Origin of the sequence: Streptomyces sp. CB01580 (assembly GCF_001905795.1) — a bacterium.
Classification (GTDB): domain Bacteria; phylum Actinomycetota; class Actinomycetes; order Streptomycetales; family Streptomycetaceae; genus Streptomyces.
The window spans coordinates 1-11,399 of record NZ_LIXJ01000055.1; the positions used below are offsets into that span (position 1 = coordinate 1).

Genomic DNA, 11,399 nt, shown 5'->3' on the forward strand with positions numbered 1-11,399 from the left:
AGGTAGACGTAGCCGCGCTTTGTCGTACCTGGTTGCCACGGCCCGATGCTGCTTGAGCCGGTTGATTGCTCGATGGTGTTGCGATCCTTGTATCGCTCATCGTCGAAGGCGGGTGGTCGTCCGCCGCGTGCGCCTTTGCGCAGGCGGGCGGCCTGGCTGTCGGTCTTTTCCGGGATGGTGTGGCGGATGCCTTGGCGCGCGTGTATTCGTGGCAGGGGCCATTGCTGTATGCCTTGTCGGCCGCGACGCTGTTTCGGGCTTCTTGCAGGGCCTTCCCGGGCCGCGCCTGGGAACGCGGATCTTCTCTGGCACTGCCTTGAACTGGGTGCATTCCGCTTGTTGCTCCGGCGTGGTGATCAGGGACACGTGGTGATCAGGGACAACAGGCGGCAACAGCCGTCAGCGCTCAAGTGAAGCCTGCTGGTGAACCCGCCCCGCGAGTGGCCCAGGCCCTCACCTGCCGCGCCACCTCTACCGGGCGGTCGTGAAGGCTCTGCCATGTGATTTCGGCCTGGTGTTCGGCAACTGCCACCCTCTGTAGGGGCCGGCGGCAGGTCGGTGCGGGCCCCGGCCACGTGCTGATCAGCACCCGTGGTCGACCGCGGGAAGCCCGATGTACGCGCGCAAGCCTGCGTGGGTGGCCGGAAGTCCGTAAGTGGCGAGGCTCTCGCCCAGGTCCTCCTCCGTGTTCCACCATCCTTCAAAGAGGTCGGCGAGCGCATACAAAAGCTGCTGCTGGGGGCGGGGGAGGTGTGCGTACGGGGGGCGGGGGTCGGGCAGGGGGCCAGGGAACAGGTCTGGCAGAACCGCTTTCGCCTTGGACGCCCTTTGCGACGTGCTGACGGACGGCAGGCAGGCGGCGACTGCGGCGCGCGAGGTGGGGGAGGGCGGAAGGGCCAGCAGAACGTCGGCGGTGTGACCGTGGAAGTCGCCCAGGCTGTAGTCGGTCGCGGGTACAGGCGCAGGGGTCGCGGCTGCGGCAGCGAGTTCGGCAACGGCCCGGTCGAGGAACGGACCGTCGAGTTCTGCGGCAGCGCTTCGGGCGGTCTGGGCGATGGCGACGGCGGCAGCCCAGCGTACGAGACCGTCCTCGGCGTCCAGACTGGCGGTGAGGGTCTCCGGGAGGGCCGTCGTGCCGAGGATGCCGACGGCTACGAGCGAGGTGGCTTTCGCGACGGCATCGTCCTCGTGCGCAGCAAGGCCGAGCAGGAGGGGCAGGGAGGTGCCCGCCAGTTCGGGAAACCAGGTCAGCAGGTAGGCGGTCCTGGTTCGGACTCGGGGATTGTCATCATCCAAGAGACCGCGCAGGGCTGGAAGTTCGGCAAGTACGGCGTTGTACGAACGCATCGAAGAGTCACGGACATGGACCGGATTGCCGGCCGCCACCCAATCCCGGATGTCTTGTAGGTTGCGGCGTCGCTGCTCGTCCTGCTCGGCGGCCAGCGCTTCCTCGTACAGCGGGAGGAGTTTGTCGGAGGAGTTCTCGGCGGCCTCCGCGCGCCAAGCGGCGATGTCGGCCCCGCCGGTGATCTCGCACTCCTCGTCCCAGTTGACCGCGAGGCCGGTCAGGAGCTCCAACGCGTGCTCACGCGCCGGATCCGGGCCGGCGAGGGCGATCCGGGCAAGGAACGGTACGGCGTACGGAGATGCCTGACAGCGGGTTCCCTGGTGCGCGAGGTGATCGAACAGGCTGCTGACGGCCTGCTGCCGTGCCTGCTCGTCATCTCCGCACAGGGTGCGCAGATGGCCGGGCACATCGGCGGCCGTCCCGTAGGCATGGTTCAGGTTCGCCCAGTTCACTTCGTCCAGGCCGGTCAGCAGGTTGTCGTCCGCAGTGATCACGGCCGCATGATGTCAGAGCCCTCCGCCACCGGTACCCGGCCCCAGCGGGCGGGCCGTCGTCCGAAAGTGCGCTCCACGGCCTTCTTGCCAGCGCGGCGGAGCACCCGGCCCGGTTTGATGTTCGCGTCGACAACCCGCTGGACCTCGACCAGATGGTGGTTGCGGTAGACGGAGCCGTGGTCGGTGGTGACGGTCTCCGGAGCGAAGAGCGGCAGCCCGGCCACTTCGTGCTCGGCGAAGTCGGCCACCGCCGTACCTGGGAGACCGGGATAGGACCACTCCATGTCCTCGCCCCGGTCCGGGCGCATCGGCAGCGGCATCATCATGTCCCGCAGCATCATCGCCACGTCGACCGAGGGGTCCGAGACCAGACTGAGCCGGTTGGCCACGATCGAGTGCGTGTACACATCCAGCGCCAGCGTCAGGTGCACCGACACCGGCTCGCCGAACACGTCCTCCGGTACTTTCACCGGCAGCACTGTGGTGTCCAGCGCCACCACCTGCCCGGGCCGGTGCGTCACCATGTGCCGGCCCGTCGCGTACTTCTGCTCCATCGCGGCCGAGCGCGCATAGCGCTGTCGTCCGCCACTGGAGCCGAACCAGTCACACCACACCCTGCGCAGCACGTCGTAGCTCGGAATCCCGACCTCGTCGCCGAAGATCTCCCGGACGTACTGATGAATGAGGCGCTCACGGTCCCGCGCGCTCAGCTTCGCCCGGCGCGGACTCTCATCACGTACGGCGAGCAGCGCCTCGCGCAGCTCCGGGGTGATTCGGTGTTCGGTCGCTTCCCACAGCCACCGGTCGTCCGAGAGCCCGATAGGCCCGAGCTTGCGCCGCCCCAGCTGCGAATCCACGGTGCAGGCTAAGGGCTGTCCCGTAATCCCTGGCGGGCGCGCGACGACAGCTGCGGCACCTCGCCGCGTTGTCGGAACGTCCGCATACGTCCAGTATGCGGACGCCCCTCCGTCTTGCGATGCACCACATCTGACGCCACGCGCTGGTCCGCCACGGATTACGGGACAGCCCTTAGCCAGATCCTCCACTCGACAGGTGTCCGATCAGGCTCCCGTCCGGGGGCCTTCCGGTACCGGACGGGCTGAACTCGTCCGGTAGTCCTTCGGGTGCACGTTCGCCACTCCCCCGTGCATCGATCGAGACCGTCGAGATCGGCGATGACGCTACGGCGACCGGCATGTGCGGTTCGGCTACATCAGCGGCCTTCACGCGCATGAGTGATTCGTTGCTGTGTGGGTTTGCCGAGGTCAGGGGGGCGGCGCAGAGGGAGAGACAGGGGTGATGCGCTCTCGCTTGGCTCTGTACTCGCCTCGCCGAGGGGCGAGTGCGTGCCGTTCGAGGCCTCCCGAGGGGTTACCGCTGCGCGTAGGAGTCGGCGGGGAGGAAGCCGTGAAGGCCGAGGCCGCGGCCGATGAATCGGTAGGAGGAGTGTGACGCTGCGACGACTTCCTGCGGCGGGTCGCCGTTGGCGCCCCACCCGCGATCTGCGGTGTGCCAAGTGCCTACTTCTGGCGTCGCATCAGTGTGTCTTTGAGGTTTCTGGCCAAAAGTGCGGTCCAGATGCATAGCGGAATCCGGATCCAGCAGAATGTTCTCTTCGCAGGGGAAGGGGAAAGGGCGTCATGGCCATGGGGAAGCCTCAACTGTTGTTCGTGCATGGCATCGGCGGTCTGCGGGACACCGCTACTGACCGCCGCCAGTGGCTGGAGGCGCTTGCCACCGGAGCACGGGAAGCCGAGATGGCCGATGCGATCTCCGGGCTGACCCAGGGCTGGCTGGCGGATGTCACGTTCGCCAACTACAGCGACCTGTTCAACTGCCGAGGAGCCCAGGGCGACGCTGCCGGGGAGCTCGAGGAGGATGAGGTTCCTTTTCTCGCAGGGCTGCTTGACGCGATGCTGGAGGAACTTGCCGAACATTTCCCGGCGGAGAGCAGTGCGCAGGATGCCCGGGTCATCGCTGACGCGCGGTACCAGCTGGAGGCTGCCGTCCAGGGACGGCAGTCCCAGGGGGTGGGAGAGGGCTTTCGTGGGCTGGTCGGCGTCACGACGACGATGCTCCGCCTGCAGGGGTTGCGCCAGGCGGCACAGTGGATGAACGGCTGGGCGGTCCTGTTCCAGCTCGCTCAGGTCGGCCGGTATCTCGATCGTCGTCCCAAGAAGGCGGAACTCGGCGTGGCTGTCCGTGCGCGGGTGATCGAGGGTCTGGACCCTGCGCGGCCTCTCGTGGTGGTCTCGCACAGCCTGGGCACGGTCGTTACGTACGAGGCGCTGCACGAGTACGGCGGAGCGGTGCCACTCTGGATCACTGTGGGCTCTCCACTGGCTCTGGGCACGGTGGTGCTGGACCGCCTCGTCCCGCGTCCGGCGTCCTGCCCGGCGAACGTTGCCTCCTGGTGCAACTTCTGGGATCGAGACGACGTCGTGGTGGGTCGGCCGCACCTGGCCAACTGGATCGGCCCGAGCAAGAGCGGAGTCAAGGCCGTGACGGAGCGGGTTGACTCCCATGGGCTGTGGACGCACACCGCAACGAAGTACCTGGAGCACGGGGCTGTGGCCCGCCCGGTGATCGAAGCGCTCAGGCCGTGACCGCCTGTACGAACCCACCGCGCCACGTGCTCGTGGTGGGCGCTCAGTGCGAGGGCGGTGCGAGGCTGGAGGGGCTGGAAGATGCTGCCGTTGGTCTTCACGCGGTGCTGGTGGACCCCCGGCTGGGGGGTTGTACCGACCGTGGCAGCGACTCCCTGCTCGTCGGTACCGGCCTGGGTAAGAGCGTGGTCGAGGCTGCTGTGGAGAAGGCCGCTGAGCTGGCACGGCGTGACGGCGGCACCCTCATACTCGCCCTGCTCGGTCACGGCGAAGGCGCTGGGGGTGCTGCGCTGCACTTCGTCACGTCGGGCAAGAGGAACAGCCCGCCGCTGACGAACGTGAACGTCGCCTCCCTGTTGAACGACGCGCTCAACCACCCTGGTCTGAACGGGCTGGTCGCCATTGTCGACACCTGCCTGTCCGGGGGCGCGGTGCCGGCCGCTCCGGACGTCACTTCGGGTCGGCAGGAGGGCGATGTACGGTTCTCCCTCCTCTTCGCGGCCACGGCGCACCAGCCGGCGTTCGACATGCGACTGAGTACGGAACTCACTCGTCTCATCGCAGAGGGCCTGCCCGGCGCAGGAAAGTTCCTGAAGGTTGACGACGACTTGATGGAGCGACTCCGTGAGCGGATCCGCGGTCAGCAGCCGGGGCGCAGCGACTTCGACGGGAGCTCGCGTGTCGGTGATGCTCTCTGGCTGGCCCGCAATCGCGTAGCCTTTCGCAACGGCCCGCTCGGACCGATCGCAAGGCAGGCGCTGCAAGATGCCGGCCGGAGGGTGGACCGCAGCCTGCTGTTGTCCACGGAGGACGAGCTTGCTGCCTGGCTGAAGGACAACGAGCACACGACCGGCGGTGCCTCCTGGGTCGCCGTGCAGCGGCTGCGCGAAGTACAGGCTGAGCTTGAGGCCGGCCGCAAGACGCTGAACGTCGTCAGCAAAGTGTTCGGCCCGGTCCTGACCGAGGAGAGCCTGCGGCTGGTCGGTGTGCTGGCCGGTCTTCCGCTGGGCTTTGTGCGACAGGAACCACCCCGGACTTTGCGGGACACCATCGAGCATGCCGCTCATCACGGGAGCACGGCAGAGGGCCAGCAGCGCGCCTTGGCCTATGTGGTCGCGGCCATGGCCCACATGACGGGACACCGGGGCCAACTGCCTCCAGAAGTCCTCGCCTGGGCGCAGGACCTCGAGCTCACGGCCGTGGTCAACAGCCGTCTGGTCGAGCTCAATCATCAGCCTGACGGTGACCAGGCTCCGCGCCTGGTCCTGGTGCTCGCCGACGACGGAGGCGAGAGCGTCGTCCGCGTGGACGCCTGGCTGCTTTTCGGACGCGCTGTGCTGAGCAGCAGCCGTTTCCCCTGCGGTACCGGGGACAAGGAACTCAAGCGGGCCATGGCCGAAGCCGTCGCGTGGGCGTTGCCCTGGGCCAACATCGCGAAGCAGCCACTGCAGCGCATCGACGTGGCCGCACCCACCCTGGTGCTGCTGGACAGTCCTCCGGAAGAACACGTCGTCCGCAAGCAGAAGCTGGCGGTCAACTACACCGTCACAACACGCTGGTCCGGGCTTCTGACGCCGCCTATCGGCGTTACGGTCGAGGACATGCTCCAGGTGGGCGCGCAACTGCTGGCCTCCCTGGACGACAGCGACTGCTGCGGTCCCGAGTGGCTCCGAGGCGAACATCTGCAAACCGTTGACCACCTGCAGCAACACCTGAGCAACCACGGCTTCGGACAACATGTTTGGGCACTGTCCTCCCTGCCGGAGTCGGACTGGGATTACGTGGCGCAGGAGCTCTTGGAGCACACGCCCGCGCTGGTCTGGCCTCGGCAGAAGGACGTCAGCGACGAGCTGGTCATCCAGGCATCCGTGGGAAAGCACTGGCAGGCACTGCCACAGCAGATCTCCCACGCCTACCGAAAGCATCTGAGGGGGGCGGGCCCGAGCGATGATGACCTAGAACCCCTCGCCACCGTACGCGCCGCCTGGCATGACAGAGACTGGCATGCGTTCTGCCTTAGACGGGCGGACATGGTCGTGGCAGCACCAGACGAGATGGCGTCGAAGGAGCGAGCATGAGCTGGACCCCGTACTACAGGGGCACGGGTGTCCCTCCGCTGGACGGCGTGGAGCTGGCCAAGCTCCCGGCGCCGCCTCCGTGGCGCGCACCGTCCCGGAAGCAGGAGGCCGACTCGGGCAAGGACCCCGCGACCACTTACCGGCCCATCCCCGGCCTCGTCAATGCGGTGAACGCTGCCCTGCACCTGCGCCGCCCTCTGCTGCTGACCGGCCGCGCGGGCTCGGGGAAGTCCACCGTCATCCGGCAGATCGCCGTCGAGCTCGGCCTGGGCCAGGTACTGCACTGGCACATCACCTCGCGCAGCACGCTCGCCGACGCGCTCTACCGCTACGACGCGCTTGGCCGCATCCACGCCCACAACTTGCGCACCGTCGACGGCAAGATCCGGACCGACGGCAAGGAGCGCGGGGATGACATCGGCGAGTTCGTCCAGCTTGGGCCTCTGGGCACCGCGCTCCTTCCTGGCGACCGTCCCCGCGCCCTGCTGATCGACGAGATCGACAAGAGCGACCTCGACCTGCCCAGCGACCTTCTCGACGTCCTGGAACGTGGCGGCTTCGAGATCCCTGAACTGGCCAGGCACCACAAGGCAGAGATCACGGTCCGCACTGCTGACAAAGACGGCACGCACGTAATCGAGCGTGGCTGGATCCAGTGCACCGAGTTCCCCGTCATCGTGCTGACGAGCAACGGCGAACGCGACTTCCCCGCCCCCTTCCTGCGCCGCTGCATCCGCTTCGACATGCCAGCGCTCTCCGAGGAAACACTCACAGATATCGTGACCTCCCATCTCGGCGACATCGAGGACAGCACCACCGCCGCCCTCGTGCAGGACTTCCTCAAGAAGCTGAACGCTGGTGAGTACGTCGCGATTGACCAGCTCCTGAACGCGGTCTACCTTCTGCGCGGCGGCCAGGTCCCGGATCACGACCAGCGGAAAAGTCTTGAGGACATGTTGTTGCAAGGGCTGGGCCGTGGCTGAGGACGCCGCCGCCCTCGTGGCACGGCTAGCTTCGGCGGAGCGCGGCGACATCGACGTCAAGGAACTCCTCGACGCTGTCGTCCTCGCTTCCGCCTGGGCCCACTGGGACCAAAGTGACGCCAGCAGCGCGTCCTCCGATGCCTCAGGCAACGCGGAACGGCACCACAAGCCAGAGCAAGCCGACAGCACCGCTCTCGGACACCGGGCCCGGGCCGAAGCAAGCGGGCACACGATGGGCACAGCCCGAGATCCTGCAGCCTCGGTGTGGCTCGAGGACCAGATGGGATCTCACGCGATCACCGGAAAGCGGGCCAGTGTGGGCCGTTCCCCCGCTCTTCCTGACGCTCTCGACATCGGCCGCGCGCTGCGTCCGCTGCGCCGTCCCTGGCTCTCCGGCGTCCACCAGCGCCTCGACGTCGACGCTACCGTCGAGCACTACACCCGCACCGGGGCGCTCGTCCCCCGCCTCACCCCCGCGCCGGAACCATGGCTGGAGGCCGTAGTCGTTCTGGACCGTGGTACCGCCATGGCGGTCTGGGACGAGACGGTCCGCACCCTCACCAAGACCCTCCGCGCCCTGGCTGCCTTCCGTGACGTCCGCGTCTGGCACATTGAGCACCCGCCCGGCGAGGACCCCGTCCTGCACGACCATCACGGCAGTGTGCTGCCCCTGAACGGGGACGCCACCCACCGCACTCAGCCGTCACGCCGCCTCCTGCTTGTCGTCACCGACTGCGCGGCACCCGCCTGGCGGCAGGACACCCTGTGGAAGACCCTTCACACCTGGGGCCGCACGGCCCCGGTCGCTCTCATCAACCCGCTGCCCAAGCGGCTCTGGCAGCGTTCAGGCTTGGACCTCCCGCACACCACCGCGGCCGCAACCGTCCCCGCCTCTCCCGGCCGGCTCCTGTCCTACCGACGCCCACGGCTTCTGCGTGAAACCCAGGACACCAAGCCCTGGCAAGCACTGCCCGTGCTGCAATTCGACCCCACCCAGATCCTGGCGTGGGCCCGCACCCTGATGCGCACTGATCCCTCCGGCTGCGAGGCCGTGCTCGTCCCCGCGACCGGCCGGCCACCCATGCGCCAGCGCCGTCCCGTCCCGACCGGCCAGCCCGCCCCTGCTCCTGCCGGCGAGCAGGTACGCGCGCGAGCCGAGGCATTCGCGGACGACCGTGAATCACCTGCCGTCCGCCTCGCCATCGCGGCCTGCCCGCTCGGCTCCTTCACGCTGCCCGTCCTCGACGTGCTCCGCGACCGCCTCGTCCAGGATGCCACGCTCGCTGACACCGCGGAGTTCCTCACCGCAGGCCTCCTCACCGCCACCCGCGCCGAAACGGCCGACACGATCTACCGGTTCCACCCCGAAGCGGTGGACCACCTGACGAGCCTGCTCACCCGAGACCAACTCTGGGACACCCACTTCGCCCTCAGCGACCACCTCGCCACCCGTCTGCAATCCCCTCACGGCATTCCAGTCATCCTGCGTTCCGCCCACGCCGCCGAAACCCTGCCCGCCGGCATTCGCCCCATCGCCTACGCGGCAGCTACCACGGCACGGATGCTGGGCGTCAAGGCAGGGGATCATCTACCTGAAGCCAGCCCCCTCTTGACGCCCGGCTCAACGCCGCAATCACCGGGTGAGAGACAACACCGCCCTGCCCCCGCCACTGTGAAGAGACCGCAGGACAGGCTCCGGGTGGACCTGTACAACACCATGGCGCAGCTCTTCCACTCATTGCTTGCAAGGACCTCGGACAGTCACCCAGCCCGCCTCGGTGGGCCGGTGCAACCTCCAAGCCCAGTCGAGACGACAAGCGGACCGGACGGGCAGAGGGCGCGGACTACCAGCGGCGCCCTGAAACGCGGCCCGATGAACGCCATGGTCATCATGGTCGACATCGTTGCTTCCGGAATGCGCAACGATGATGAATTCGTGGTGATACGTAAGCAAATGTTCCAGGTGCTGGAGAGGGCATTCGAAGACGCCGACGTTCCGCCAGAGGCCGTACACATGGAAGACCGCGGCGACGGCGCGTTGTTCACGGTGGACGGCCAGGTGCCAGCGGCCCAGGTGGTCGGCCCTTGGTTGATCTTCTTGTACGAGGAACTGCGCTTCACGAACCGTGGGCGGCGTCCTCCGCTGAGGCTGCGGATCGGCATGCACGACGGTCCGGTGTGGCGTGATGCCACAGGCATCAGCGGCAGCACGGTCAGCCACGTCAGCCGGCTCGTCGACTCCCCGATCGCCCGGCAACTGCTCGATGTCGAAGACGCCGATGTCCTTGTCGTAGCCTCTCAATCCCTGTACGAGGGCGTGATCAGGCACGGTGCCAGTTTCATTGAGCCCGCGCTCTTTTCCGCGGCTGTATTGGAATTCAAGCAGGGCGACGTCATCGCCTGGTTCCACCTGCCCGGTCGTCCTGCTCCGGATATCTCTGCGGTGCTGGCGCAGCGCAAGGGGCCGAACGAGCTAGCTTTGATCACGCGGGAGCTGACGTTCCTGTTGGACAGCATCAAAGCGATACTGCAAGAGGGAAGACACCCCGACTTGGGGCACAGAAAGACGCTCGTCGGAATGTTGCGCAGTGTTGCCGATCATTTTGACATCTACGGCGGCATTACTTCGGCTCGTAATGCCGCGCATCAGCCATCTCTGTTCGATACCGAGGACGACGTCGCCCGTGACCAACTGGTCACAGACACGTATGACTCACTGGTCGCAGAGGTGACGTCGGCTTGTCAGGAGCTTCTCGGTGCACCCGTCGCAGGTGAGTCCGACGTGGAGGTGGCCGGGGTCTGGACACTGAACGGGGTGGAACTTCCCACCGGTCTTGCGGACGCCACCATCGACGACATCACTCCGGACACGGATTCAATCGTCTGGGACACTGTGGAGGACTATGAAAATGGCCTGGTCCTTGGGCAGGTAAGAGTAGGTGTTCGACTCGTCCTTGAGGGGGTTATGCATAAGGGCGACTGCACCGAATCAGACGATGTGGACGTGCTGTGGGAGGTCAACGACCATATGGTCGAGGTAAGTTTTGAGCGGGATGCTCAACTGCTCTTCGACGGACGGATGGATTCGGGGAATGTATACCTGGAGTTCCGCGGTTTTGAGATCCCTGTGCTCCATCCGCACGTGGAGGTGCGGATGCGCGAGACCGAGGCGCTGGAGTTCACACAGAACGTGGCGATGACGGGCAACCAGGGCTCCGGTGCCACGAGGCGCGGCTCTGCAGCCCTGGCGCAAGACATCAACGTCGCTCGGCACGACGGCGGCTGAAGGCTGTCTTGCAATACGTGGAGCCCCGCTCCTGCTTCGTCGTCGACCTCATGTCACACGGCTGGGGCTGCCGTCCCGTCGAACAGTGGAATCCAAGCAGAGGTTGAGGATCCAAGGCCCTGCCGCGAAGCTGCCTGGGCCCTGATTGGGTATCCATCTGGACCGGGGTCGTGGTGCTGCATGTGAGATGTGCGGACGGCGACCGCCCTCAAAACTCGCGCCAGTGAGATTCGGGCTCTCATTCCGTGCTTCCAGTCGCTGAAGCCACTTGGCGGTAGTGCAGGTCGCGATGCTTGCCCGATGCCAAATAGGAATGCTGGTCACGGTGGCTTGCGCCGACGGTCGCGTGACAGTTGCCCGGGCCATGAGTGGGCAGATCGGCCGTGGCCGACATCGGAGCGTGGCCGAAGCGCAGCCATGTGTGACCGGTCCGGCGGTACCTTCATCGGCGACGCGCGGTTTCCCGCGCGTCGCCGATGAAGGGGAGACGATGGAGTCACCGCGATCGCCCGTCGGCCGCCGGGCCTTCCTGGGGGCGCTCGCGAGTCCGTCGCGCACGCCATGGGCCGCAGGTTCGTCCGCGTCGCGCTCGGCGGTGTGCGGG

General features: G+C 66.9%; 6 protein-coding genes. 4 read left to right on the top strand and 2 right to left on the bottom strand.

Annotation, left to right across the window (positions count from 1 at the left end):
* Window positions 1-582: 582 nt before the first annotated feature.
* Together AMK22_RS36345 and AMK22_RS36350 are read right to left on the bottom strand one after the other, a co-directional pair.
* Entirely contained in the window at window positions 583-1,842 is a 1,260-nt protein-coding gene (locus tag AMK22_RS36345) for a hypothetical protein (protein WP_073791950.1), read from the bottom strand.
* A complete protein-coding gene (locus AMK22_RS36350; protein ID WP_073791951.1) occupies window positions 1,839-2,699 on the bottom strand; it encodes a hypothetical protein in 861 nt (286 codons plus the stop codon). The genes AMK22_RS36345 and AMK22_RS36350 overlap by 4 nt, the downstream gene beginning before the upstream one ends.
* Window positions 2,700-3,482: 783 nt before the next feature.
* Between AMK22_RS36350 and AMK22_RS36355 the strand changes: the two genes are divergently transcribed.
* From AMK22_RS36355 to AMK22_RS36370, 4 genes are read left to right on the top strand one after another with little or no spacing between them, the layout of a single operon-like run.
* Window positions 3,483-4,448, top strand: coding sequence for a hypothetical protein (locus AMK22_RS36355; RefSeq protein WP_073791953.1), 966 nt, complete (start codon window positions 3,483-3,485; stop codon window positions 4,446-4,448).
* Window positions 4,445-6,526, top strand: a complete 2,082-nt coding sequence (locus AMK22_RS36360; RefSeq protein WP_143203656.1) for a hypothetical protein — start codon at window positions 4,445-4,447, stop codon at window positions 6,524-6,526. Before AMK22_RS36355 ends, AMK22_RS36360 begins: the two co-directional genes overlap by 4 nt.
* Complete coding sequence (locus AMK22_RS36365; protein WP_073791956.1) at window positions 6,523-7,509, top strand: AAA family ATPase; 987 nt, start codon at window positions 6,523-6,525, stop codon at window positions 7,507-7,509. Before AMK22_RS36360 ends, AMK22_RS36365 begins: the two co-directional genes overlap by 4 nt.
* A complete protein-coding gene (locus AMK22_RS36370) occupies window positions 7,502-10,795 on the top strand; it encodes an SAV_2336 N-terminal domain-related protein (RefSeq protein WP_073791958.1) in 3,294 nt (1,097 codons plus the stop codon). The genes AMK22_RS36365 and AMK22_RS36370 overlap by 8 nt, the downstream gene beginning before the upstream one ends.
* Window positions 10,796-11,399 lie beyond the last annotated feature (604 nt).

Bases quoted from the DNA above. Each gene is read 5' to 3' on its own strand.
- AMK22_RS36355 (WP_073791953.1), top strand. From the start codon at position 3,483: ATGGCCATGGGGAAGCCTCAACTGTTGTTCGTGCATGGCATCGGCGGT.
- AMK22_RS36365 (WP_073791956.1), top strand. From the start codon at position 6,523: ATGAGCTGGACCCCGTACTACAGGGGCACGGGTGTCCCTCCGCTGGAC.